Raw genomic sequence first — 25,236 nt, 5'->3', positions numbered from 1 at the left:
TAATTAGAAATATTGTGACCAATCGTAATTTTGATACACACAGGCCTGCGGTTTCACCAATGGATGATGTCTACAATCCATTCCAATGAAAAATCCTATAATTCGCAAACTCGCTACGCTCAAACATACGAATTTCTTAACGGATTTTTCATTTCCATGGATTGGACATCATGGCCACTGTCTGCAAATGCAGCCCTTTAGTGTATCAAAATTAAGCATAGCAACATCCAAATATTTCTTAGTATAATGATAGTTTTCAGCTTGGATATATATAAAACACCTATTGACATAGACATGAAATTTCTTTACACTAATTGTATACGTTGTATACAATGTATACAATATAAAAACTGATAAAAAGACATATCATATTTTATAAAAGGAGGTTTATAATGGATATATTTTCATTAGAAGGTAAGGTAGCAATAGTTACAGGCTGTAGAACGGGACTTGGTCAAAGTATGGCTATAGCCTTAGCCAAGGCAGGAGCAGATATCCTAGGTGTAGGATCTACTGATTTAGATGAAACAAAAAGCCTAGTAGAAAAAACAGGTAGAAAATTTGTTGGTGTTCAAGCTAACTTGATGGAAATGAGTTCTATTCCAAAGGTTATGGAAGCGGCTATGGATAACTTCGGCAAAGTAGACATTCTAGTTAATAACGCAGGAATTATTAGGCGTGAAGATTCTATTAATTTTTCTGAAAAAGATTGGGACGATGTTATGAATATCAATCTTAAAATGGTATTTTTCTTAAGTCAAGCGGTAGCTAAAAAGTTTATTGAGCAGAGAACTGGAGGAAAGATAATAAATATTGCATCCATGCTCTCTTTCCAGGGAGGTATAAGAGTTCCTTCATACACAGGCAGTAAATCTGGTGTCAAAGGCCTAACCATGTTAATGGCAAATGAGTGGGCTAAGTATAATATTAATACTAATGCAATAGCTCCAGGGTATATGGCTACAGATAATACGGCTGCTCTTAGGGCAGACGAAGGAAGAAGTTCAGAAATTTTATCAAGAATACCTGCTAATCGATGGGGAACCCCTGAGGACTTGGATGGAACAGTAGTTTTTCTAGCATCTAAAGCTTCAGACTATGTTAATGGATTTACAATTGCCGTTGATGGCGGCTGGCTTGCAAGATAGAAATTTGATAAGGAGTGATGTTAGATGAATTTAGAAATAAGATACGCAAATCATCCAGAGGATTCCAAATATTATACAACGGAAGAGCTAAGAAACCATTACTTAATAGAAAAGTTATTTGTAGAAAATGAAGCGGCTTTGGTTTATTCTCATATTGATAGAATTATCGCTGGTGGTATCATGCCTGTAGGAGAGGAAATCAAACTAAGTGCTGGTAAGGAACTAGGTGTTAGCTATTTCTTTGAAAGAAGAGAAGCTGGGATAATAAATATTGGCGGCAAAGGAAAGGTAACAATAGATGGTAATGAATTTATCTTAGACAATGCTGATGGTCTTTATATTGGAATGGGCGGTATGGATGTTACTTTTGAATCAGAAAATATCAATAGCCCAGCAAAATTTTATTTTAATAGTAGTCCAGCCCACAAAGCTTTTCCCACTAGAAGGATTACTTTAGAACAAGCAAAAAAAGTAAAACTAGGGGAAAAAGAAAATCTAAATGTAAGGACAATTAATCAATACATACATCCAGACGTATGTGAAAGTTGTCAGTTGGTTATGGGAATGACTATTCTTGAACCAGGAAGTGTATGGAACACAATGCCTGCCCATACCCATGAAAGACGTATGGAAGTGTATATGTACTTTAATATGGATGATGAGGCTAGGGTTTTCCATTTAATGGGGCAACCTCAAGAGACAAGGCATGTTGTCATGGCTAATGAACAAGCCATTATATCTCCTAGCTGGTCTATACATAGCGGTGTAGGAACTAGCAATTATACCTTTATATGGGGTATGTGCGGTGAAAACATTGAGTTTACAGATATGGACCATATTGCAATAAAAGATATCGAATAACAAGATATGCATCAAAATAACAAATAATTATTTTATTGTACGAGGAGTTTTAGATATGACAGGTATAAAACATTATAAAGCCAATACAATTGCAGAAGATGTGTATAAAAATCTAGAAAAAGATATACTTAATTTAACGATTAAACCAGGACAAATTTTAACTGAGCAAGACATATGCGAAAGATATAATATATCTAGGACTCCTAGTAGAGATGTGCTTCAAAGGCTTAACAATTCTGGATTGGTGGTTACTATTCCATATAAGGCAAATTATGTTTCTTTGTTGGATATGGATCGTATTCACCAATTCATCTATATGAGAATAGCGATTGAGACGATGGTTATTAGAGATGCCATAAAGATGCTTGATGATCGTCTAGTAGCTGGACTTGAATATAATCTAAAGCTTCAAGAGGCTCTTTTAAAATCAGATTTTACTACAGAAGAATTCTATAAAATAGATGGTGAACTTCACAAGGTATGGTTTAAAGCAACAAACAAACTAATTGTTTGGGAGCAAATTCAAAAACTGCAGGTACATTATACTAGATTCAGAATGCTGGATATTGTTGCAGTTAAGAACTTTCAAGCTATTTATGAAGATCATGTAGAATTAGTAGATATCATAAAGAACAAAAAAATTGATTGTATAGAAGCATTTGTTAATAAACATCTAAATAGTGGTATTGAGAGATTGGGCCACCGAATCTACACAGAGTTTGCAGACTACTTCATACATGATAAAGACATTAATGATTAAAGATACACTCATAAGGCTTATCGCAGAAAGATAAGGTTTATTTGTTTCTCATCACAAGCAAATTATCCGATGGCTGCCAACCCTCTCTTTTGATTTAATTGCATTAAAATCCTACTTAAATCCAATTTTACTTGATAAATATAAATAATTGTTATCGTGTGCATAATATGATATGATGTTTTTGAGGTGGTAAAATGAACGTTACAATAAAGGATATTGCAAAGCTTGCAGGTGTCTCGCACACTACAGTTTCCAGAGCCTTAAATGACAGCCCTTTAATTAGCCAGTCTACAAAAACAAAAATCAAGACAATTGCTGAATCTTTGAATTATATACCTAATTATAATGCTAAGAGTTTAGTACTCCATAGGTCTTATAATATTGGACTATTTTTCTCATCAATTGATGAAGGTACATCATCTAGCTTCTTTTATGAAGTCGTTAAAGGGGTAAACAGTGTTGCACATAAAGAATTTAATCTTACTGTAAGCGGTATCGATGGATATGCTAATTTAAATGTAATCAACAAAAAACGTTTTGATGGCATTATCGTTATGAGTCAAAGTACAAAGGATGACTATTTTATCTATAATATATTAGAAAAAAACATTCCTACTGTGGTGTTGAATAGAGAAGTCCAGGATGCTAATGTCATTAACATTCTCTCTGATGACCGCAATGGCGTTCAAAATGCGGTAGAATACCTAATAAGTGAAGGGCATAGGGACATTGCCCTTATTGAAGGGAAAAAAGGATTTAGATCTTCATATGAGAGAAAGGAAGGATTCCTACAGGCTTTAATAAATCATAGTATTCCTATGCATAGAGCCTATACCGTTGAAGGAAAATATGATTTGGAAAGCGGCTATAAAGCAATGAAGCAGCTTCTAAGTCTTCAAAATATTCCAACAGCAGTATTCTGCTCAAATGACGATATGGCTGTAGGTGCCATTAAAGCAATTGTAAATGAGGGGCTAAGGGTACCAGAAGATATTTCAATTGTTGGATTTGATGACAATGTTTTTTCATCCTTTTTATCACCAGCCCTTACAACTGTGAAGAGACCTATTGAGGAGATTAGTATCAAAGGAGCCACGAAGCTATTGAAGCTAATTGAAGGTAAGCATCTAGAACATGAAAGGATTTATGTTCCAACAACATTACAAGTAAGAGAATCAGTAAAAAGAATAAATGATGTGAGTAGATAATATTTTATGGATAATATAAAGAGAGTGACTCTCACAATTTCTTGCACACGTTAACATAAAACAAAGGAGGGTAAAGCCATGAAAAAAATTAATGAATGCTTTGAAAAGAAATCCTATAGGGAAAAAGTATTACAATTTGGAGAAGGTAATTTTATGTGTGCCTTTGTTGACTGGATGATAGCTGAGATGAATAAAGCAGGCTACTTCAATGGAAGTGCAGTAGTCATACAGCCAATAGAAAAGGGTAGAGTAAAAATACTAAATGAACAAGATGGATTATTTACCTTATATTTGAATGGGATTAAAAATGGAGAAGTTATCAGTGAGCATACAATTATAAGCTCTATAAGTAGAGGAATAAATACCTATAGCGATTATAATGAGTTTTTAAAAGCAGCAGAAAATCCCCAGTTAAGATTCATCACTTCTAATACAACAGAGGCTGGAATTGTTTATGAAGAAAAGGATAGGCTTGAAGATAGACCCCAAAGCAGCTTTCCTGGCAAGTTAACAGCGTTTTTGTATCATAGATACCAATTTTTTAATGGAGATATGGAGAAAGGATTTATCTTCTTACCATGTGAGCTTATCGATAAAAATGGTGAAAAGCTTAAAGAAACTATTGTAAAATTAGCAAAGCTATGGAATTTAGAAGAAGGATTTGTAGAATGGATAAATGAAGCCAATACATTCTGCAATACGTTGGTTGATAGAATTGTACCTGGATATCCAAAGGATAAGATAGAAGAGATTACTAAAGAACTAGGATATGAAGATAAGCTGGTGGTGGAAGGAGAACAATTCCATTTATGGGTTATCGAAGGACCTCAATGGGTGAAGGATGAATTCCCAGCTGATAAAGCAGGATTAAATGTATTATTTGTCGATGATCTTACACCTTATAGAACAAGAAAAGTAAGAATATTAAATGGTGCCCATACAGCCATGGTACCCGTTTCATATTTATATGGGAAGGATACTGTAAAGGAAGCGATAGATGATCCGGTTGTTGGTAAGTTTATTCAGGATGCAATCTATGATGAAATTATTCCTACATTGGAGCTGTCAGAGAAAGAATTACAGGATTTTGCTCAAGCAGTTATGGATAGGTTTAAGAACCCTTTTATCAAGCATTATCTAATGAGTATATCTCTAAACGGTATGTCTAAATTTAAAACAAGAGTTTTACCATCTATTTTACAATATCAAGAGAGCAATAATAGTTTGCCAAATAGGTTAGTATTTTCCCTTGCTGCCCTGATTGCCTTCTACAGAGGAGAGAGAGATGGTGTGAGGATTGATTTAAAAGATGACGAGGATATCCTTGAGCTATATCAAAACCTATGGGCATCATATGATGGAACAAGACAAAGTCTAGAGCAGATTGTTGAGGCAGTATTAGGGTATGAGAAAAACTGGGAGATGGACTTAAACAAGATAGATGGACTGCATCAACAAGTGACGGATTATCTAGAAATGCTATTGGATAAGGGTATGCAAGAAGCAGTACAAACTTTTTAACACCAGTATATAGATATATTTAAGTTTACAATACGAAAATATACGAGGAGGGTAACAATGAAAAAATTTTTGGATGAGAATTTTTTATTAAACAATGAAACGGCGATTAAGCTATATCACGACTTTGCGAAGGAAATGCCAATTATCGATTATCATTGCCATTTAAATCCCAAGGAAATCGCAGAAAATAAGCGTTATAGAAATATAACTGAAATCTGGCTTGGTGGAGATCATTACAAATGGAAAGCCATGAGAAGCAATGGTATTGATGAAAAATACATTACCGGTGATGCTGAAGATAAGGATAAGTTTTTAAAATGGGCAGAGACAGTTCCCTATACCATAGGAAACCCACTATACCATTGGACCCATCTGGAACTGCAACGATATTTTGGCATAGATACACTACTTAATCCAGAATCTGCAGAAGAAATTTGGGAAAAGTGTAATGAACTGCTGCAAAAAGAGGAATTTACAGCACGAGAACTAATTAAAAGATCTGATGTAAAGGTGATTTGTACCACTGATGATCCAATTGATACATTAGAATATCATAAGGCTATTGCAGAAGATACTACCTTCGACGTAAAAGTATTGCCGGCACTTCGACCTGACAAGGCAATCAACATTGAGAGGGAGGGCTTTACAACCTGGATTAAAAAACTAGGAGAAGTAGTGGGAAGAGACATCGTAAGCATGGATGCTTTACTAGATGCACTAAAGGAACGTGTTCTATATTTTGATTCCTTAGGATGCAAAGCATCTGATCATGCCTTGGATCCAATCGTATTCGAAGAAGGCCACCAGGAAGAAATTAATGATATCTTTGTAAAGGCTTTAAATCAAGAAGAATTAACAGCGTCAGATATCCGAAAATATAAAACTCATGTACTGTTATTCTTAGGAAGAGAATATGCCAAGCTAGGATGGGCGATGCAGCTGCATATAGGGACCATTCGAAATGTAAATAGCAGAATGATGAGAACAATAGGTCCGGATACAGGCTTTGATACCATTGGAGACTATGTTTTTGCAGAAGCTTTGGCCAAGTTCCTAGATGCATTAGATACGACAAATGAACTGCCAAAAACAATTCTCTATTGTTTGAATCCTAGGGACAATGAAGTGTTGGCTACTATGATAGGATCTTTCCAAGGCGGGGGAATACCAGGGAAGATACAGTTTGGATCTGGCTGGTGGTTTAACGATCAGAAGGACGGAATGATTAGACAAATGATAGCTTTAGCCAATATGGGATTATTAAGTAGATTTATAGGAATGCTCACAGACTCTAGAAGTGTTTTATCCTACACAAGACATGAATACTTTAGAAGAATCCTATGCAACTTGTTAGGTGAATGGGTAGAAAATGGAGAGTTTCCAAATGATATCGATTTATTAGGGAAGATTGTGAAGGATATTTGTTACTATAATACCAATCGTTATTTTGGGTTTCGTCTTCAGTAAAGTGGACAGAAATCTAAGCTTATTACGATAGAAAGGAGGATTTATGAAAAGGTTTATAAAGATCCATGATAAAGACAATGTGCTGGTAGCACTAACTGATTTAAAAGCTGGGGAAACATTAGAAATTGATGGGGTAGTAGTACAACTTAGGATGGATATCTCGAAAGGCCATAAGGTAGCAGTTAAGAAAATCAGCAAAGATGAAGACATTATTAAATACGGGTTGCCTATAGGCTATTCACTGGAGGATATAGCAGCAGGAGACCATGTCCATGTTCACAACACAAAAACCAAGTTAAGTGGAAATATTGAGTATGCTTTCAATCAAAAACTAGTAGATAGAGATATCACAAGGGATAATCAAGTATTCATGGGCTACAAGAGAGAAAATGGCAGTGTGGGTATAAGAAATGAATTATGGATTGTCCCAACAGTTGGTTGTGTAAATGGTACTGGACAAATGATCGTAGATACTTTTAAGACTGAAGTAGATATAAGCTTAATTGATCATATTGAGGTTTACAAGCATAATTATGGATGCTCCCAATTAGGAGATGATCATGATAACACAAAGAGAATTTTAGGTGATTTAGTGAAGCATCCCAATTGTGGTGGAGTACTGGTATTAGGCCTTGGCTGTGAAAACAATCAAGTAGCAGAATTCAAAGAAATTCTTGGAGACATAGATGAGAACAGAGTGAAGTTTTTGATAACCCAAGAGGTAGAAGATGAGATACAGGAAGGCGTTTGCCTTTTAAAGGGGATCTTTGAGACAATGAAAGGGGATACCCGTGAAGAAGTGCCTTTGTCAGAGCTAAAGGTTGGATTAAAATGTGGTGGATCTGATGGTCTTTCAGGCATTACAGCCAATCCATTATTAGGCAGCTTTTCAGACTATTTAATTGCCCAGGGTGGTACAAGTGTACTAACCGAGGTGCCTGAAATGTTTGGAGCAGAGACGATATTGATGGAAAGAGCAAAGGACGAAGAAGTCTTTGGAAAAATAGTACACCTAATCAATGATTTTAAAGAGTATTTCTTAGCAAATAATCAACCTGTATATGAAAACCCATCTCCTGGAAATAAAGAAGGTGGTATAACTACCTTAGAAGACAAATCTTTAGGATGTACCCAGAAAGCAGGTCATTCTAAAGTTGTGGACGTACTAAAGTATGGGGAGATATTAACAGAAAAAGGATTAAACCTTCTAAGTGCTCCTGGGAATGATTTAGTAGCTTCAACAGCTTTAGCTGCATCAGGCTGCCATATGGTTTTATTTACAACAGGTAGAGGGACTCCCTTTGGTACCTTTGTTCCAACAATAAAAATATCTTCCAATTCAGAGATTTACAACAAAAAGAAAAATTGGATAGATTTTAATGCTGGAACCCTTGTAGAAGATCAATCAATGGAAGAAGTTTTGGAAAAATTTATCCACTATATTGTTGAAGTTGCCAGTGGTAAACTTGTTAATAATGAAAAAAATGAATTTAGAGAAATCGCAATCTTTAAAACAGGGGTAACATTGTAGGATTGGGAGGAATCTATCACCAGAAGGTTCTTTTATGCTCCTCTATATGTCTATAGAAGTGGTGTTTAGAGGGGTTTACCCTCGAAGGTTTCAAGGGTTTAGATTGCATAGCAATCGTCTAGGGGGACTAGTTCCCCCTAGCTTAAACAAATTGACGGAGACAATCTTGGCTATGTTATTTATATTCAACATAATGATTGACAGCCAATACATACTATGGTAGTATGGTAGTAGGCAATACATAATAGATGAAATTATTCTTTATGGGAAGTGAATATATGAATATAGCAATAGAAAAGCAAAGAAATGGAACCACAGTTGGTGATCATGTATATGAAGTCATCAAAAAAAACATTATTAACCTTAACATGGCTCCAGGTAATCGGGTGAGTGAAAAGGAGGTTTCTGATCTTCTGAATGTTAGTAGAACACCCGTCAGAGAAGCTTTCATTAAATTAGCCAAAGAAGGCTTGCTCTACATCCTTCCTCAGAGAGGAACTTATATTTCTTATATAGATTTAGACATTGTGGAAGATGCAAGGTTTATTAGGGAGAGTTTAGAGCAGTCTGTGCTTAAGATTGCTACAGAAAGGTTTCCAGAGGAGTTATTAGATACTCTTCAAGAGAATATATATGAACAAAAAAGACTAATAGAGAAGAGATTATTCTTTGAGTTTTTAGAAATGGATGAAGAGTTTCATAAAACCATATTTATGGGATGCAATAAAGAAAGAACATGGTCTTTTATAGAACAGATCAATTCAGAATACAAGCGTGTTCGTATGCTTACCTTTATTGCAGATATCAATTGGAAAACTGTTATTGGACAACATGTGCAGATTTTAGAGAGTATTAAAACTCATGATGCGGAAATGGGGCAAAAAGTTTTAAATAATCATATCAAAAAGTTGATATTTGAGCAGATAGCATTAAAAGAAAAGTATCCTCAATACTTTAAAGATGAATCGTAAAATCTTACTATGGATACCAAGGGGATTATTAGGTTTTCAATAGTATCAATGAGATGAAGAATTGTTGGCAAGCTTATGAAAACGTTATCTCATGCAAAGAAAAATTACTGGCATTAATGTGGAAATTTCCTAGATGTAGGTACTGATTTAAAGAAAAAGAATTTTTAGGAACTTTCTACAATGCAAATATTAAGAAATTAAATTTTAGGAGGGGGAAATATGAAAAAAAGTTTTAAATTATTATCATTATCTCTTGTATTAGTGCTAATTCTTGCATCATTAGTAGGTTGTGGAGGCCAAACACCAGAGGAAACAACAACAGAAGAGCCGACTCAAGGACAAACAGGTCAAGACGGACCAGAAATTACCCTTGTCTATGCAGAAGTTAACCCACTTGACACTATTGTTGGTCAAACAGGTACTGTTTTTAAAGAAAAAGTTGAAGAGCTTTCAGGTGGAAAGATTAAGATTGATATTATGGCCAGCGGTGTTTTAGGATCAGAAAATGATGTACTTGATACAATGCTGGGCGGTGGTGGAACAATTGATATCTCCCGTATCTCAGCCTTTGCCCTTACAAGCTATGGTGGAGAAAAGTCAAAACTTCTTTCTATTCCTTTTACATTTGTAAATCGTGAGCATTTCTGGAATTTTGCTACATCTGACTTAGCTCCTGAATTCCTTCTAGAGCCACACGAAAATGGCAGTGGTGTTAGAGGCTTATTCTATGGAGAAGAAGGTTTCCGTCATTTCTTCACAGTTGATGAAGTTAATACTATGGAAGACTTAAGAGGTATGAAACTAAGAGTATCAAATGACCCTGTTATGAATGGTATGGTACGAGGAATTGGTGCCGACCCTACAGTTGTATCCTTCGGTGAGCTTTATTCTGCACTTCAAACAGGTGTAGTAGATGGAGCTGAACAGCCTATCGCAAACTACAAATCAAATGCATTCCACGAAGTTGCACCAAACATGATTCTTAATGGACATACACTTGGAGCAATCCAGGTAGTTATTACAGACGAAGCTTGGGATAAACTGACAGCAGAACAACAAGATATTCTTATGGAAGCTGGTAGATATGCATCAGCATTTAATAGAGAAATCTCTGAAGAAGCTGAAAATAAAGTACTAGATGAGTTAAAAGCAGAAGGTATTAATATTGTAGAAGTTAATGATATTACCCCTTGGCAGGAAGCAGTTAAAGATGTTGTAGCTGCTGAAACAACAAATAATGCTGAACTATATCAAAGACTTGTAGACATGCAATAATACCCACAAAAGGTCTTAAAATAGAATATATATTGTTTAAATTAGGATGATATTAAAAGGCACAGAGGTAAACTACAACCTTTGTGCCTATTTTTAAAGAGAACTTTAGTTAGAGGAGGAGGTAATGTATGTCAAACATTTTTAATACGATAGACAAGATAAAACCGGCATATGATATGACATATAAGATAGTTCTTTTTATATGCAAGGTACTTTTGATAATAGTTATTTTCATTACCACTATGGCAGTGACTGGGCGATACGTTTCTTTTATCCCAGACCCAGCATGGAGTGAAGAAGTGGTTTTAACTTGTATGGCCTTTACGGCAGTTCTTTCAGCAGCTTTAGCCATCAGAAGAAAGGCACATATTCGTATGACAGCATTTGATAAGTATTTGCCAAAAAAACTGATAGTGGCTTTGGATCTTCTTGCAGATGTTGCTGTTCTAGCCCTGGGAGTTGTTATGATAGTAGTAGGCTGGAGATATGCAGTGCTGCTTGGTTCTAGAGGGTCCTATGTAAGTATGCCAAGCGTCTCTAGATTTTGGATGTATTTCCCCGTTCCTCTAGCAGGTATAGCTATGGTGATTTTCGAATTAGAGGCCATATATAATCATATTAGAGGGATTTTTCTGAAAGAGGAGGTATACAATGAGTGCTGAGAGTATGGCAATACTGATTTTACTAGGTAGTTTTTTCGTTATGGTATTTTTAAGATTTCCTATTGCTTATGCAGTAGCTTTATCATCTGTGTTCACTCTTTTGTACCAAGGACTTCCACTTACAACCATTGCTCAGCAGATGGTAAGAGGAATTAGTTCCTTCAGTCTTATGGCTGTACCTTTCTTTATTACAATGGGGGTTCTTATGGGGTCGGGAGGAATCTCTGAAAGACTAATTGGCTTGGCAAAGGCCTGTGTAGGCTGGATGCGAGGAGGTATGGCGATGGTTAACATCGTTGCCTCATATTTCTTTGGAGGCATTTCTGGTTCTGCATCTGCAGATACTGCATCTCTTGGCAGTATTCTAATCCCTATGATGGTAGACCAAGGTTATGATGATGATTTTTCTACGGCAGTTACCATTACCTCATCCGTTGAGGGGCTTTTGGTTCCCCCAAGTCATAACATGGTTATCTATGCCACGACTGCAGGTGGTGTTTCAGTGGGAAGCCTTTTTCTTGCAGGCTATGTACCAGCGGCAATACTAGCGATATCCTTGATGATAGGCTCTTACATCATTTCAGTTAAGAGAAACTATCCAAAGGGGGAAAAGTTTAACCTGATAAATTTATTAAAACAAATTTTTATTTCTTTTTGGGCCCTTGCAGCTGTTCTGATTGTTGTAGTAGGTGTGGTTGGTGGTATTTTTACAGCTACAGAATCGGCAGCTATTGCGGTTATTTACAGCTTGATCGTTAGCGTATTTATTTACAAAGGTCTTGATTGGAAGGGCGTTTGGAAAGTGCTTGAAAAATGTATAGATACACTTTCTATCGTACTGATTCTGATTGCAACTTCTAGTATTTTTGGATTCTTACTAACACGATTGGGGGTTCCACAATTAGCAGCTAATGCAATTTTAGGTCTTACGGATAACCCAATTCTTTTAGCACTGCTTTTAAACCTTATTCTTTTGGTTCTTGGAACTATTATGGACATGGCTCCAATAATCCTGATTGCTACCCCAATTTTGCTGCCAATTGCCACTTCAATTGGACTTCATCCTATTCAGTTTGGTATTATGATTATTCTAAACTGTGGTATAGGTCTTTTAACTCCACCCGTGGGTGGCGTGTTATTTATTGGTTCAGCAGTTGGTAAAGTGCCAATGGAGCGGGTTGTAAGAGCCACATTACCATTTTATATATGTATGATCATTACCCTAATATTGATTACCTTTGTTCCTTCAATTAGTTTATGGCTTCCAGCCTTATTTAGGTAGTGAGAGATATGAAATATAAATTCAATTATCAAACAACAGCTTTTGATATTTGGCAGTTATCCATGTATGGTGTTTATGGTTCAATGGTAGGGGTATGTAATATTATATTTACTGTTGCGATGCTATTGTTGACAGGAAGATTTTGGGGAGATGTAAATAGCCTTATAAAAATCCTGCTAATAGCCGGTATTTGCTTATTTACAGTTATTCAACCCATAGTTGTTTATATCCGTGGAAAAAGACAGGCAGCAACGATTCCACAGGATATGGAGATAGGCTTTGATGATAATGGAATTCATGTAATAACTGAAAAACAAAGTTCAGATTTAAAATGGAATGCCATAAAAGGCGTATTAAAAAAACCTAGTATGATTGTTATATTGTCAACGGATAAACATGGTTTTATACTAACCAATAGGGTGTTAGGAGAAAAGAAAGAAGCCTTTTATGACTATGTATCTTCAAAGATTAAAAAATAAGCATATTTATCTGTTGAAAAATCATGAATCATGTGAGAAGTACTGAAAAAACAAGGAATTATATTAATTACTAGTATAGTTTAGTTTTCTATAAAAATAGAGAGGAGTCTACAAAAATGAAAATGACATTAAGATGGTTTGGAAGCAAACATGATACCGTAACCTTAGAGCAAATAAGGCAGATTCCTGGTTGTGTAGGTGTTATTACTACTCTTTATGATACTAAGCCTGGAGAGGTATGGAGTAGAGATGCCATCAGAGCTATGAAGGAAGAAATAGAAGCAGCAGGTCTGGAATTGAGTGGTATTGAAAGTGTAAACATACATGATGATATTAAAATCGGTCTTCCTACAAGGGAGCAATATATTACAAATTACATCGAAACTCTAGAAAACCTTGGTAAGGAAGGAATCGATTTAGTATGCTATAATTTCATGCCTGTATTTGACTGGACAAGATCGGCCCTTGCGAAAGAAAGGTCTGATGGATCCACAGTACTTTCTTATGATCAGGAACTTGTCGATAAGATTGATCCTTCTAAACTGTTTGAAGAAATGGATGCCAACTCTGGTGGATTTATTCTGCCTGGTTGGGAACCAGATAGACTTGCAAGGGTAAAAGAATTATTTGAAATGTATAGAGAAGTAGATGAAGAAAAGTTATTCCAAAATCTTGTATATTTCCTGAAGGCGATTATACCAACCTGTGAAAAATATGGAATCAAAATGGCCATTCATATGGATGATCCGGCATGGTCTGTATTTGGTTTACCACGAATTATAAATAATAAGGGAAATATTCAAAGATTATTAGATGCCGTTCCCAGCATCAATAATGGTCTTACATTATGTACAGGTTCTTTAGGCTCGAACCCTGACAATGATATCCCTGATATGATAAGGAGCTTCAAGGGAAGAATTCACTTTGGCCATGTAAGAAACCTTATCCATCTTGCCCCGGGCAAGTTTGACGAAGCGGCTCATTTATCTTCAGATGGATCTTTAGATATGTTTGAAATTATCAAAGCATTTTATGATATCGGTATGACGGGACCAATTCGCCCTGACCACGGAAGGATGATTTGGGGTGAAAAAGCGATGCCTGGTTATGGTTTATATGATAGAGCATTAGGTGCAACCTACCTAAATGGATTATGGGAAGCAATAGAGAAGTCATCTAAAAAATAATCTAAAACCTATCAATATATAGATGTATGATTAGGAAACTTAATATACAAGGGCTACGGTTTCGCCTAAACCCCCGGGCTGCAAATGTAGCCCTTAGTATATTAAAATTCTAGTCCAGTGATACACTACTAGAACTTGTGTAGGACTATATGAATATTACGAATGAATCTAATGGATAAGTATAAACCTAGAGAAAGAGGTGGACTAAAGTGAAGTTAAATTTAAAGGATTTAAACGATAAGAAGGTATGGGAAAATGCAGAATTTAAGCTTCCTAAATTTAATATTCAGCAAGTTAAAGCAAATACAAAGACTAATCCTACATGGATTCATTTTGGTGCAGGTAATATCTTTAGAGCATTTATAGCAAATGTCCAGCAAAACATTTTAAATGAGGGTAAGAGTGATAAGGGGATCATCGTAGCAGAGGGATTTGACTATGAAATCATAGAAAAGATGAATGAACCTCACGATAACCTAAGTGCGCTTGTTACCTTAAAGTCAGATGGAAGTATAGATAAGACGGTTGTAGCCAGCATTGTAGAATCCTTGATTGTAGATCCACAGAATAAAGAAAACTGGGATAGGTTAAAAGAGGTTTTTGTCAATCCATGCTTGCAAATGGTAAGCTTTACAATCACAGAAAAGGGATACAGTTTAAATGATGCCAAGGGAGAATACTTTCCTGCGGTAGTTGAAGATTTTAATAATGGTCCTGAAAATCCAGTAAGTTATATCGGAAAACTAGCTTCTCTTTTATATGAAAGATACATGAGCGGTAAAACACCACTTGCACTAGTAAGTATGGACAATATGTCACATAATGGCACAAAGCTTTTTTATGCGGTAAATATCTTTGCGCAAAAATGGGTAGAAAATGGCTTGGCAGATAACGGTTTTGAAGACTATGTTAGAGATCCTAAATCAGTATCTTTCCCATGGTCTATGATTGATAAGATTACACCACGACCTGATCCAAGTGTAAGAGAGATGCTTGCAGAGGATGGCTTTGAAGATGTAGAAGATATTGTTACATCAAAAAATACTTATGTGGCCCCCTTCGTAAATGCAGAAGAACCGGAGTATTTAGTTATAGAGGATCTATTCCCCAATGGAAGACCTCATCTTGAAGAAGGTGGAGTTATCTTTACAGATAGAGAAACCGTCGACAAAGTTGAAAAAATGAAGGTTTGTACTTGCCTGAATCCCCTCCATACAGCCCTAGCTATATATGGATGTTTGCTGGACTATACACTGATATCCAAAGAAATGAAGGATCCTGAATTGAGGACATTGGTTGAGAGAATAGGGTATGAAGAAGGACTACCTGTAGTTGTAAATCCAGAGATTATTGATCCGAAGAAATTCATTGATGAAGTACTTCAAGTAAGGTTTTTAAATCCATTCATGCCAGATACACCCCAGAGAATTGCCACAGATACTTCTCAGAAGCTAGGAATTCGCTTTGGAGAAACAATAAAAGCTTATATGGCAAGAGAAGATTTAAATGTTACAGATTTAAAGCTTATTCCCCTTGTGTTAGCTGGATGGTGTAGATACTTGATGGGTATTGATGACAATGGAGATAAAATGGAGTTAAGCCCAGATCCCCTGTTAGGAGAGGTAGCACCTTATGTTACAGCTATTGCTCTTGGTGATAAAGGACCATTCCATGACAAGCTTAAACCAATTTTATCAAATGAAAAAATATTTGGTGTAAATCTTTATGATGCAGGTTTAGGAGAAAAAGTTGAAGGTTATTTTGAAGAATTGGTATCGAAAAAGGGTGCTGTTAGAGAAACACTAAAAAAATATGTTTATTAAATAGATTTATGTGGAGGGAAATAAACAGAAGAATCCTTGAAAAATATGGTTTTTCACCAGATTTCCCCCTTTTTCTTATTATATCTTACATTTATCAGTTAACCTTGAAACATTTCTAATCCCATAAGAAAGCTGAAACTCAACCTTGGTGATACATTAAATGCAAATTTAAGGAAATTAAAATACTATCTTTTCAGAGAGGAGTAATCATCATGAATGAGCCTTTTGTTTTTACTGAAGATTGTAAGCTTGAAACAGTTTCAGAAGGAGTAAAAAGAAAAATATTAGCCTACGGAGAGCAGCTTATGGCTGTTGAAGTACACTTTGAAAAAGACGCTGTAGGACCACTACATAGTCATCCTCATACGCAGCTTTCCTATGTTTTGGAGGGGGAGTTTGAGTTTGAAATCAATGGAACTACAAAAACTGTAAAGAAGGGTGATACCCTATATAAGATGCCTAACCTGGTGCATGGATGCAAATGTACTAAAAAAGGGATACTTTTGGACATATTTACTCCCCATAGGGAGGATTTTTTAAATAAAAAGTAAAGATGTTTTATTGCTTAACAGATTTCTCATCTACATTCGCTGGGAGTTAAGGTTATAATCTACAAATGTAACGGTTAGCATTATTTATTTAATCATGGGACTGCTTATCTATACTTTCTACAAATAATTTAAAGGTAATTGTCATTGCTATAATCGGATTAGGTTTTTCTATGGCAGGTATTTATCCTACAACAGTTTCTACAGTTGGGAATATCACGAAGTCTTATCCCATGGCCATGGGTGTCTTACTAATGGTAGCAGGCATTGGCGCTATTATGATGCCAATCATAACCGGGGCATTATCGGACTCTTTTGGCATTTTAGCTGGTATGGGTGCTATTGTGGGAGCTATTATTTTAATGATAATATGTGTGATTCTAAAGGTGTCAAGGCTAAATATGGCTGTTAGAAGTGAAGTGGAATAAAGAATTTCAAAATACTATAAAAGTTGATTACATATTTTGTTTTAGTATAGACATACGTCTCTGAATTTTAATATACTAAGGACTACATTTGCAGCCCATGGTTTTGGGCGAAACCGTAGGACGTGTATATTAAAGTTTAGATTTAAAAGCGTATGTCTATAACAGTTCTAGGATTTTTATACTTAATTAATCCATCAATTCAGAATTCCAAGTGCCTCGCCTACTATATCTATTAACTAATATTCTAGATTACTACATCTTGAGATGGGTATGAATAATAGGATTAAGTTATTAATAATAATATAAATATTGAAAGGTGTCGATAAATAATGAGGGTTATACGTTGGGGAATGATTGGGTGTGGAGAAGTCGCAGAAGTAAAAAGTGGCCCTGGATTTGAAAAAGCCAATAATTCTACTTTAATTGCAGTTATGCGAAGAAATAGCAACCTTGCTAAAGACTATGCAGTAAGACATAATGTTCCTAAATGGTATGATGATGCAGATGAGCTTATAAATGACCCTGAGGTAGATGCGGTATATATAGCTACTCCACCTGTTTCTCACAAAGAATATACAATCCGGTGTGCAAAGGCTGGGAAACCTGTATATGTAGAAAAACCTATGGCTCTTAGCTATAATGATTGTCAATTAATGATTCAAGAATGTGAAAAAGTGAATGTTCCATTGTATGTAGCTTTTTATAGAAGAGCACTTCCACAATTTATTAAAGTAAAGGAATTAATCGAAAGTGGTATAATTGGAGATGTTAGATTTGTTACAGTAAGACATTTTGAGAAACCTCATCAAGAAGAAATAGAAGGAAAGAATTTACCTTGGCGTGTAATACCAGAGATTTCTGGAGGTGGCAAATTTCTAGATATGGGTTGTCACACCTTAGATATATTAGATTATATTTTAGGACCTATTAAAGAGGCTAAAGGAAGTATAGATAATCAAGCACAGTTATATAAAGCTGATGATATTGTTACAGGTAATTTTGTTTTTGAATCGGGAGTTCAGGGTATAGGAGTATGGTGCTTCTCAGCATTTGAAAACTATGAAATGAATGAAATCATTGGAAGTAAAGGAAAAATTGAATTTTCCACTTTTAGTTCAGAACCAGTTGTATTAACTACTGAAGAAAAAATCACAAAATTTCCAATAGAAAATCCTAAACACATTCAACAACCATTAATTCAAACAGTTGTTAATGAATTGAATGGGGAGTCAAAATGTCCTAGTAGTGGGAAAAGTGCTGCAAGAACAAGTTGGGTTATAGATCAGATTGTGAAAAACTACTATAAGAAATAATAACTGAACACTAAGGAGAAAATTTGTCCTATTAATAAAAACTAGAACTATAGGAGGTCTATTAATGCGTGTATCTTATGATAAACTGAAAAGTGAACTAAAGAGAGTTCTTTTAAGTAGAGGATTTGAAGCAGAAGCTGCGGAGATGGGAGCGTCCATAATTGCAGATAACAGTCGTGACGGAGTATATTCCCATGGACTAAACAGGTTTCCTGTCATTGTAAAATCAATAGATGAAGGTATGATTAAGCCCGATAGACATCCAGTAAAGTTGAATAATGCCGGGGCACTTGAACAATGGGATGGACAACTGGGTTTTGGTCCAATAAATGCTTGTATTGCCATGGACAGAGCTATTGAATTGGCTGGACAATATGGGATAGGATGTGTTGCGCTTAAAAACACGAATCACTGGCTTCGTGGAGGCACCTATGGATTGAGGGCTGCCAATGCAGGGTGTATCGGTATTTGCATGACAAATACATTCCCCAATATGCCGTCATGGGGTGGTACGGAAAAGCGCATAGGAAATAATCCCTTGATTATATCTATCCCACATAAAAGTGGAGGACATGTGTTATTGGACATGGCTCAGTCTCAGTTCTCCTTTGGAAAACTGCAAACATACTCTCTTGCCGGAAAGAAGCTGCCGGTTACAGGAGGTTATGATAAAGATGGAAATTCTACTGATGATCCCGATGCGATATTAGATGGTGGTGAGGTTCTTCCTACAGGCTATTGGAAGGGATCTGGACTTGCTATAGCCATTGACATGGTAGTAGCAGCACTATCAGTTGGCAAATCCACCTATGATTTGAGGGAGATTCAAAACGATACAGGTATTTCACAGGTATTTATCGCAATCAATCCCGTAGTATATGCTGGTGAAGATTATGCTGATGCTTATATAGAAAACATGTCGGAGTATATTAAGACATCAGCAAAGAAAATAGGCGTTACCGATATCCTTTATCCTGGAGAAAGGCCTGCTAGAGAAAGAGTAGAGAATATGACAGAAGGTATCCCCGTAAACGAGGAAATGTGGGAAATATTGTTGAAGCTATAACGAGAGAAGTTGATATTCATTAATTAGCTACTTCTATTATGAAAACTGCAGCTGTAGGGAAGTTTCAAGAAGTCTTACAAAATATATAGCAATAGACACACCGAATCCTCAGCGCGTGCTATGAAAGCTTAGCAACACCAGTATTTATAAGAGTACTGGTGTTTTTTTTGGATTAAATTATTGCTGTATTAACAGACTTTTTCTATCAATTTGAGAAATGTCAATCCTTTACGAAAAAAATATTATATTTTTCTTCATATTTCGACATAATTTTCAATTAATTTTGTTTATAATGTTTATAAAACCATTAACCTGAATGGAGGTATGTTATGAAATACTGTGTATTATGCCAGAAGCATGTTGAACCTGTAAAATCCAAGTGGAATTGGGGTTGGTTTATTATCCTATGTTTTACTGTTGTAGGAGGAATAGGATATGCAGTTTATCATGTAGCTTTGAAAAGCAAAGAACACTGTCCGATATGTAATACAAAAAAGCTTGTAGAATCTAGCCAAGAAGAGATTGAAAATACAAGAAGAGAAAAAGCAAAAATAGGGAATGGACCATTAGACAATCTAGAAGAAAAGGTGCTAAAAGCCCTCAACATTGATAAACCAATAGAAATAGAAGAAAAAGCAGAAACAGCAGAAACAGCAGAAACAGGGAATGGACCACTAGACAATCTAGGGGAAAAGGTGTTGAAAGCACTTAATATTGATAAGACCGTTAACTAAACGGTCTTTTTTACTACGATAAGGCAATCGCGATAATGGCGTTATTCTGTTACGAGGAATGTGGATTTATCCTATGGAAACCATCTATAATATTTCTTGTAAAATGTAGGAATTAGACTTTTTTGTAGAAATATATTGTTATAAAATGTATTTGCTAATGAAGTATGAAGAATAGGATAAAGCTGTATTAATCATAAAGATGCATGGCTGGGAGGCATAAGATGAGGAAGGGTAAATTGATAATCAGTATAGGGATTTTAGCTGTTATAACTTTGCTATTGCTGACAAGCAGTTTTATCAAAATTGATGTGGAGCAAGGCAACGCTCAAAAAGGAAAAATTTCTATTGATAGGATTGAAAATAATCGAGCTATTGCGTTAAAAGGCGAATGGGAGTTTTATTGGAATCAATTGGTAGATCCTTCTGAGTTTAATCAGATAGAGGAAGAAACTATGGACTATTTAACAGTGCCTCAGCTATGGAAAGGACAAACCTATAGAGGATCTTCTTTAGGAGAGACAGGTGCAGCTACTTATCGATTTTTTTTAACAATAGACAACAGCTCAATAGAAGACAACCAAGGTATAGCAATAAAAATGCCCTTTGTTTATTCTGCCTACAAACTGTGGTTGAATGGAGAATTGGTTTCAACAAATGGTGAGATTGGACTAAACAAGGCAGAGGAAATAGTGCAAAGAAGGCCAGAAGTAATAAGAATTTTTCCTAGAAGTGGCACAAATGAGCTTGTTCTTCAGATTACAAATCACCATTTTTACAGGGGAGGCATATCTAAATCCATATTATTAGGGAATTTAGAGTACTTATCTAGTACTAGAGAAAAACAAATTGCCCTAGACATTTTTATGGCAGGAAGCTTTTTTATTTCAGGGATATTCTTTCTATTGCTGTATTTTATGAGAAAAGATGAGAATATTATCCTATATTTCACTTGCATATGTTTTATATTTCTTTCAAGAACGCTGCTAACCAATGAAATTTATTTAGCTCAGGTACTGAAGGATTTTAACTGGGAAATTGGAAACCGTATGGAGGCAGGGTTTTCCTATATTGGTATATCGGTAGTGCTGCTTTTTTTAGGGGATTTATACAAAAATTATTTCACAGTGAAATATACAAAGGCGTGGAAGATTTTTATCATTATAATGCTTCCATTAATTATATTCCTACCTCACAAGGCCTATGATAGTGTAATAATTTATGTGAATGCAATACAGACGATCTATGCCATTTACCTTTTTATAGCTCTAATCAAAAACTTTGATAGATCTTTGCCAGATTTTTATGTTTTGCTGACTGGAAAAATTATTGTATTTATTTTGGCAATCCATGATATTATAATCACTTATCTTGTTATTGACGTTACCTATAAAGTGCAGATTGGAATGTATATCTACGTTATTTCTTTAGGATATGTATTAATACTGTATCTTTACAGGGAATTTGAAAAGGTAGAGAAACTAGTTGTTGAAAATGATAAGATGTTTCAGGAACTATGTGAAATGAATGAGGATTTGGAAAAACTAGTTGAAAAACGGACTGAGGAATTAGAGGATACCAATAGACGATTGTATGAGCTTTCTATGCAGGATGGTCTTACAGGAATACCTAATAGATTACAACTTGATGATAAGCTGGAATACTATTGGCAATATGCAGCTGAAAAAGGCTTGAGGTTATCAATTCTTTTTTTTGATATTGATTTCTTTAAAAATTACAATGATAACTACGGTCATATCAAAGCTGATGAAGCTCTTCAGCAAATTGCAAGCTTTCTTTATAGAAGGGTAAAAAAGGATAGAGATGCTTTTATAGCAAGATATGGCGGTGAAGAATTTGTTGTATTATATTTAGATAAGGATATGCAGGAAACCTATGAGATTGCAGAGGAATTAAGAGTGCTGGTAAAAGAAATGAAAATTCCTCATGAGTTTTCTCTCATCGCTGATATAATAACCATTAGTGTAGGAGCTATTTCTACTATGGCAGATACCAAAAACAAAGCTACTGATGTATTGAATGAAGCGGACCAAGCATTGTACAAAGCAAAGCAAGGGGGACGTGATCGAACATATATGGAGGGCAATTAAAAAAAGATTTAAAAGGCAGGCTTTTATAAAAGTGAAAGTCTGCCTTTTAATATGCGCAAGTAATTCGCTCTATACTGTATATAGAAATATTTTTTACATTTATACTAATATGAAGGAAAGCTTTTGTAGTCAATAATAAAGAGCCTGGGTGTAGATTTTTTAGAAGAAACTATAACAAAAGAAAAAAATCTGATAGAATGATAATATAAAGAATAAGTGAAGGTTGTAAGCCTTACAGACGCAACTACAAAAGTTGCCGCAGTAGAAAAGAAATGGAGTGGTTCTAATGGTAGGAATAAATCTTCTATTAGTAGAAGATGAGGAAAAGCTTCGGAAGCTAGTGAAGGCATATTTGGTCAAGGAAGGGGTTCATGTCCTTGAAGCAGCAGATGGGCTTGAAGCTATTAAAATATGGGAAGAAAACAAAATTGACTTCGCTATTCTAGATATTATGCTCCCAAAATACGATGGTTGGACATTGTGCAAAAAAGTAAGAGAAGAAAGCAATATTCCAATTATTATGTTAACTGCTCGAAGTGAAGAAACCGATAAGCTATTCGGTTTTGAACTAGGGGCGGATGATTACATGACCAAACCCTTCAGCCCGAAAGAATTAGTTGCTCGGGTGAAGGCGCTATTAAAAAGGAGTAATCAAGCAATATCAGAGGATATTATAGAGATAGAAGAGTTGAAAGTAGATAAAAAGTCTCATCAGGTAGTTCTAAAAGGCGATATACTAGAACTCAGTCCTAAAGAGTATGACTTATTGCTGTACTTTCTTCATAATAAAAATCAGGCATTGACTAGAGAAATGATTTTGAATGGTGTATGGGGATATGATTATTATGGAGATTTAAGGACCGTAGATACTCATGTTAAAAGATTGCGTCAAAAGCTGAGGGATTATGGAGAGTTTGTTAAAACCATAAGAGGGACTGGGTATAGGTTTGAGGTGAAGGCATGAGAACGAAATCTATTTTTTCTAGGCTATTTCTGTTTTTTCTTTTATTCACAATAATTATGATTACTGTGCTATGGATGGTACAGGTAAAGCTGTTACCTCAATACTATCAGCAAGAAAAGGTGAAAATCCTGGAAGATTATGCAAAAGAAGTAGAAAAAGCCATAGGTAAAGATGAATGGAATGACACTTCAAGAGAAGTTCTTGAAGACGTTTCAGCAAGAATCAATGGCAGAATTGCAATTCTTGATAGAGAAGGAAATATGCTCTATCATGAAGGAATGATGGGACAGTTTAGAGGAACTAGGATACCTTCTGAGGAATGGCAAACTGTATTATCTGGCAAGACAGCTTCTTATCAGGCATCTGGAACCAGAGGAAATCTAGAATTCCTTGTAGTTGTAGCACCAGGAGAACAATATATTTACTTGATACAGATACATTTTCAGACAATTGAAGAAGCCATTGCTATTGCAAGAGGATTTTATATTTATTTGCTGGGGATAGGACTTATTGTTGCTCTTTTGCTTGCAGCTTTCTTTTCAAGAAAGTTGATTAACCCCTTGGTTAAATTGAATGACATCGCAAAGGAAATGGCTGAGTTCAATTTTAAAGTTAAATGGGAGGAAGATCGGCAGGATGAAATCGGACAGCTGGGAGAAACATTAAATTTTTTGACAGACCGTTTACAAAGCACCATTGGAGAATTAGAAAAAGAATTAGCTAAGGAAAAAAACCTAGAAAAAATGAGAAAGGAATTTGTTTCCCGTGTTTCTCATGAATTACAAACACCTATATCGGTGATTAGTGGCTATATCGAAGCATTGCAGGACGGGATAGCAACAAGTGAAGAGGAACAAGAAGCGTATTTTAAAATCATTGAAATGGAAACTCATAAGATGAGTAGATTAGTAAGAGAGATGTTGGATTTAGGTCAGCTTGAGTCTGGTACTTTTAAGGTCAATATAGAGGGATTTAATTATGGAGACCTGATTAATAAGACCCTCTGTAAATTTGAAATAATGAAAAAAGAAAAAGATCTAATTGTTGAGATTAAAGGAAATGGATACAATTGCATGGTTCTAGGGGATGAACACAGGATAGAGCAAGTTTTGACGAATCTATTACAAAATGCAGTGAATCATACGAATCATGGGGGGCATATAAAAATAATCACGAAGAATGAAGGCACCAAGGTCTGGACTGGTATTTACAATGATGGAGAAAGAATTGCACAGGAAGAGATACCTTATATTTGGGAAAGCTTTTATAAGGGTGAGAAAGAAAAAGGTGGTACAGGCCTAGGACTAGCTATTGTAAAAAATGTTTTAGAGCTTCATGGTAGCAGTTATGGCGTTGAAAATACTGATAAAGGCGTTTGCTTCTATTTTGATATTAAAAAACAAAACTGATAACATAAAAAAGCGTACCATCTGAAAAATGATGGTACGCTTTTTTAGTTTTCATTTTGCTTCTGCATACTTAGCCTGATACATTTCCTGGAGTCTTGACCGAGTTTTTAGAAGCCGAGTTGGTAACTCGTCGTTGTCGACATAATCTTCCCAATAGAGGTGTAACCTTGTCCTTTCTCGCAAATAATCGTTTATGCACTCGCAGTTTTCATTACACTCCCATAGCCTTTGTCGAAGTCTATCTTGGTCGCAATCAATGGTAATATCTTTGTTACAATATTGATGACGAGGTTCTTCTACACAGTCTTTATCTCTTATCTGATCACGTATCTGGTCACGAGTTCTGTCAGCGGCTACGCTAACGTTTCTGTTTCCGCCAGCTCCTTTTTCCGCATAGGCTATAGATCCTGAAATGCCAGCAAATACAAACATTGAAACAATGAAAAGGGCAAAAATTCTTTTCCATTTATAATGCATGAAACATACCTCCT

The 25,236-nt window shown here is 35.5% G+C and carries 23 protein-coding genes; 22 read left to right on the top strand and 1 reads right to left on the bottom strand.

Annotated elements, in window-relative coordinates:
• The first annotated feature begins 392 nt into the window (after positions 1 to 392).
• The 22 genes from kduD to BMX10_RS10810 all read left to right on the top strand — a co-directional run bounded on the left by kduD (position 393) and on the right by BMX10_RS10810 (position 24,745).
• Positions 393 to 1,148, top strand: coding sequence for a 2-dehydro-3-deoxy-D-gluconate 5-dehydrogenase KduD (kduD, locus tag BMX10_RS10920; protein ID WP_090443814.1), 756 nt, complete (start codon positions 393 to 395; stop codon positions 1,146 to 1,148).
• A gap of 24 nt (positions 1,149 to 1,172) precedes the next feature.
• Entirely contained in the window at positions 1,173 to 2,009 is an 837-nt protein-coding gene (kduI, locus tag BMX10_RS10915) for a 5-dehydro-4-deoxy-D-glucuronate isomerase (protein ID WP_090443811.1), read from the top strand.
• 55 nt (positions 2,010 to 2,064) lie between these two features.
• Entirely contained in the window at positions 2,065 to 2,769 is a 705-nt protein-coding gene (locus BMX10_RS10910) for a GntR family transcriptional regulator (protein WP_090443808.1), read from the top strand.
• A gap of 194 nt (positions 2,770 to 2,963) precedes the next feature.
• Positions 2,964 to 3,977 (top strand): LacI family DNA-binding transcriptional regulator, encoded by a 1,014-nt coding sequence (locus BMX10_RS10905; RefSeq protein ID WP_090443805.1) that lies wholly within the window; start codon positions 2,964 to 2,966, stop codon positions 3,975 to 3,977.
• A gap of 78 nt (positions 3,978 to 4,055) precedes the next feature.
• Positions 4,056 to 5,498, top strand: coding sequence for a tagaturonate reductase (locus BMX10_RS10900; RefSeq protein ID WP_090443803.1), 1,443 nt, complete (start codon positions 4,056 to 4,058; stop codon positions 5,496 to 5,498).
• 57 nt (positions 5,499 to 5,555) lie between these two features.
• Entirely contained in the window at positions 5,556 to 6,965 is a 1,410-nt protein-coding gene (uxaC, locus tag BMX10_RS10895; RefSeq protein ID WP_090443801.1) for a glucuronate isomerase, read from the top strand.
• A 43-nt stretch (positions 6,966 to 7,008) separates the two neighbouring features.
• Positions 7,009 to 8,496 (top strand): UxaA family hydrolase, encoded by a 1,488-nt coding sequence (locus BMX10_RS10890; RefSeq protein WP_090443798.1) that lies wholly within the window; start codon positions 7,009 to 7,011, stop codon positions 8,494 to 8,496.
• A gap of 278 nt (positions 8,497 to 8,774) precedes the next feature.
• Positions 8,775 to 9,467 (top strand): GntR family transcriptional regulator, encoded by a 693-nt coding sequence (locus BMX10_RS10880; RefSeq protein ID WP_170834784.1) that lies wholly within the window; start codon positions 8,775 to 8,777, stop codon positions 9,465 to 9,467.
• 219 nt (positions 9,468 to 9,686) lie between these two features.
• Positions 9,687 to 10,742 carry a TRAP transporter substrate-binding protein gene (locus tag BMX10_RS10875; RefSeq protein ID WP_090443790.1) on the top strand — a complete coding sequence of 352 codons (1,056 nt, stop codon included), beginning with the start codon at positions 9,687 to 9,689 and terminating at the stop codon, positions 10,740 to 10,742.
• Positions 10,743 to 10,870: 128 nt separating this feature from the next.
• Positions 10,871 to 11,404 carry a TRAP transporter small permease gene (locus tag BMX10_RS10870; RefSeq protein WP_090443788.1) on the top strand — a complete coding sequence of 178 codons (534 nt, stop codon included), beginning with the start codon at positions 10,871 to 10,873 and terminating at the stop codon, positions 11,402 to 11,404.
• Positions 11,394 to 12,686 carry a TRAP transporter large permease gene (locus BMX10_RS10865; protein WP_090443784.1) on the top strand — a complete coding sequence of 431 codons (1,293 nt, stop codon included), beginning with the start codon at positions 11,394 to 11,396 and terminating at the stop codon, positions 12,684 to 12,686. Before BMX10_RS10870 ends, BMX10_RS10865 begins: the two co-directional genes overlap by 11 nt.
• An 8-nt stretch (positions 12,687 to 12,694) precedes the next feature.
• On the top strand, positions 12,695 to 13,165 hold the full coding sequence (locus BMX10_RS10860) for a YcxB family protein (protein WP_090443780.1): 471 nt from the start codon (positions 12,695 to 12,697) through the stop codon (positions 13,163 to 13,165).
• A 116-nt stretch (positions 13,166 to 13,281) separates the two neighbouring features.
• On the top strand, positions 13,282 to 14,352 hold the full coding sequence (gene uxuA, locus BMX10_RS10855) for a mannonate dehydratase (RefSeq protein ID WP_090443777.1): 1,071 nt from the start codon (positions 13,282 to 13,284) through the stop codon (positions 14,350 to 14,352).
• A 209-nt stretch (positions 14,353 to 14,561) separates the two neighbouring features.
• Positions 14,562 to 16,175 (top strand): mannitol dehydrogenase family protein, encoded by a 1,614-nt coding sequence (locus BMX10_RS10850; protein WP_090443774.1) that lies wholly within the window; start codon positions 14,562 to 14,564, stop codon positions 16,173 to 16,175.
• Positions 16,176 to 16,387: 212 nt separating this feature from the next.
• Complete coding sequence (locus BMX10_RS10845) at positions 16,388 to 16,726, top strand: cupin domain-containing protein (protein ID WP_090443771.1); 339 nt, start codon at positions 16,388 to 16,390, stop codon at positions 16,724 to 16,726.
• A 170-nt stretch (positions 16,727 to 16,896) separates the two neighbouring features.
• Entirely contained in the window at positions 16,897 to 17,151 is a 255-nt protein-coding gene (locus tag BMX10_RS10840) for a hypothetical protein (protein ID WP_090443768.1), read from the top strand.
• A 329-nt stretch (positions 17,152 to 17,480) separates the two neighbouring features.
• Entirely contained in the window at positions 17,481 to 18,464 is a 984-nt protein-coding gene (locus BMX10_RS10835; RefSeq protein ID WP_090443765.1) for a Gfo/Idh/MocA family protein, read from the top strand.
• 64 nt (positions 18,465 to 18,528) lie between these two features.
• Positions 18,529 to 19,530, top strand: a complete 1,002-nt coding sequence (gene yiaK / locus BMX10_RS10830; protein ID WP_090443761.1) for a 3-dehydro-L-gulonate 2-dehydrogenase — start codon at positions 18,529 to 18,531, stop codon at positions 19,528 to 19,530.
• Between the two features lie 329 nt (positions 19,531 to 19,859).
• Positions 19,860 to 20,264, top strand: coding sequence for a hypothetical protein (locus BMX10_RS10825; protein WP_090443758.1), 405 nt, complete (start codon positions 19,860 to 19,862; stop codon positions 20,262 to 20,264).
• Between the two features lie 221 nt (positions 20,265 to 20,485).
• On the top strand, positions 20,486 to 22,372 hold the full coding sequence (locus BMX10_RS10820; RefSeq protein ID WP_170834783.1) for a diguanylate cyclase: 1,887 nt from the start codon (positions 20,486 to 20,488) through the stop codon (positions 22,370 to 22,372).
• A gap of 286 nt (positions 22,373 to 22,658) precedes the next feature.
• The gene (locus tag BMX10_RS10815; RefSeq protein ID WP_090443750.1) at positions 22,659 to 23,336 is read left to right on the top strand and encodes a response regulator transcription factor; all 678 of its coding nucleotides are present in this window, start codon (positions 22,659 to 22,661) and stop codon (positions 23,334 to 23,336) included.
• Positions 23,333 to 24,745 (top strand): sensor histidine kinase, encoded by a 1,413-nt coding sequence (locus BMX10_RS10810; protein WP_090443747.1) that lies wholly within the window; start codon positions 23,333 to 23,335, stop codon positions 24,743 to 24,745. Before BMX10_RS10815 ends, BMX10_RS10810 begins: the two co-directional genes overlap by 4 nt.
• A gap of 51 nt (positions 24,746 to 24,796) precedes the next feature.
• Here BMX10_RS10810 and BMX10_RS10805 read toward each other — a convergent pair whose 3' ends face one another.
• On the bottom strand, positions 24,797 to 25,222 hold the full coding sequence (locus BMX10_RS10805; RefSeq protein WP_090443744.1) for a hypothetical protein: 426 nt from the start codon (positions 25,220 to 25,222) through the stop codon (positions 24,797 to 24,799).
• Positions 25,223 to 25,236 lie beyond the last annotated feature (14 nt).

The sequence above is a fragment of the Natronincola peptidivorans genome (genome assembly GCF_900111615.1).
GTDB lineage: Bacteria > Bacillota > Clostridia > Peptostreptococcales > Natronincolaceae > Natronincola_A > Natronincola_A peptidivorans.
This window is presented reverse-complemented; position numbering and strand designations above follow the sequence as displayed.

Bases quoted from the DNA above. Each gene is read 5' to 3' on its own strand.
- kduD (WP_090443814.1), top strand. From the start codon at position 393: ATGGATATATTTTCATTAGAAGGTAAGGTAGCAATAGTTACAGGCTGT.
- kduI (WP_090443811.1), top strand. From the start codon at position 1,173: ATGAATTTAGAAATAAGATACGCAAATCATCCAGAGGATTCCAAATAT.
- BMX10_RS10910 (WP_090443808.1), top strand. From the start codon at position 2,065: ATGACAGGTATAAAACATTATAAAGCCAATACAATTGCAGAAGATGTG.
- BMX10_RS10905 (WP_090443805.1), top strand. From the start codon at position 2,964: ATGAACGTTACAATAAAGGATATTGCAAAGCTTGCAGGTGTCTCGCAC.
- BMX10_RS10900 (WP_090443803.1), top strand. From the start codon at position 4,056: ATGAAAAAAATTAATGAATGCTTTGAAAAGAAATCCTATAGGGAAAAA.
- uxaC (WP_090443801.1), top strand. From the start codon at position 5,556: ATGAAAAAATTTTTGGATGAGAATTTTTTATTAAACAATGAAACGGCG.
- BMX10_RS10890 (WP_090443798.1), top strand. From the start codon at position 7,009: ATGAAAAGGTTTATAAAGATCCATGATAAAGACAATGTGCTGGTAGCA.
- BMX10_RS10880 (WP_170834784.1), top strand. From the start codon at position 8,775: ATGAATATAGCAATAGAAAAGCAAAGAAATGGAACCACAGTTGGTGAT.
- BMX10_RS10875 (WP_090443790.1), top strand. From the start codon at position 9,687: ATGAAAAAAAGTTTTAAATTATTATCATTATCTCTTGTATTAGTGCTA.
- BMX10_RS10870 (WP_090443788.1), top strand. From the start codon at position 10,871: ATGTCAAACATTTTTAATACGATAGACAAGATAAAACCGGCATATGAT.
- BMX10_RS10865 (WP_090443784.1), top strand. From the start codon at position 11,394: ATGAGTGCTGAGAGTATGGCAATACTGATTTTACTAGGTAGTTTTTTC.
- BMX10_RS10860 (WP_090443780.1), top strand. From the start codon at position 12,695: ATGAAATATAAATTCAATTATCAAACAACAGCTTTTGATATTTGGCAG.
- uxuA (WP_090443777.1), top strand. From the start codon at position 13,282: ATGAAAATGACATTAAGATGGTTTGGAAGCAAACATGATACCGTAACC.
- BMX10_RS10845 (WP_090443771.1), top strand. From the start codon at position 16,388: ATGAATGAGCCTTTTGTTTTTACTGAAGATTGTAAGCTTGAAACAGTT.
- BMX10_RS10840 (WP_090443768.1), top strand. From the start codon at position 16,897: ATGGCAGGTATTTATCCTACAACAGTTTCTACAGTTGGGAATATCACG.
- BMX10_RS10835 (WP_090443765.1), top strand. From the start codon at position 17,481: ATGAGGGTTATACGTTGGGGAATGATTGGGTGTGGAGAAGTCGCAGAA.
- yiaK (WP_090443761.1), top strand. From the start codon at position 18,529: ATGCGTGTATCTTATGATAAACTGAAAAGTGAACTAAAGAGAGTTCTT.
- BMX10_RS10825 (WP_090443758.1), top strand. From the start codon at position 19,860: ATGAAATACTGTGTATTATGCCAGAAGCATGTTGAACCTGTAAAATCC.
- BMX10_RS10820 (WP_170834783.1), top strand. From the start codon at position 20,486: ATGAGGAAGGGTAAATTGATAATCAGTATAGGGATTTTAGCTGTTATA.
- BMX10_RS10815 (WP_090443750.1), top strand. From the start codon at position 22,659: ATGGTAGGAATAAATCTTCTATTAGTAGAAGATGAGGAAAAGCTTCGG.
- BMX10_RS10810 (WP_090443747.1), top strand. From the start codon at position 23,333: ATGAGAACGAAATCTATTTTTTCTAGGCTATTTCTGTTTTTTCTTTTA.
- BMX10_RS10805 (WP_090443744.1), bottom strand. From the start codon at position 25,222: ATGCATTATAAATGGAAAAGAATTTTTGCCCTTTTCATTGTTTCAATG.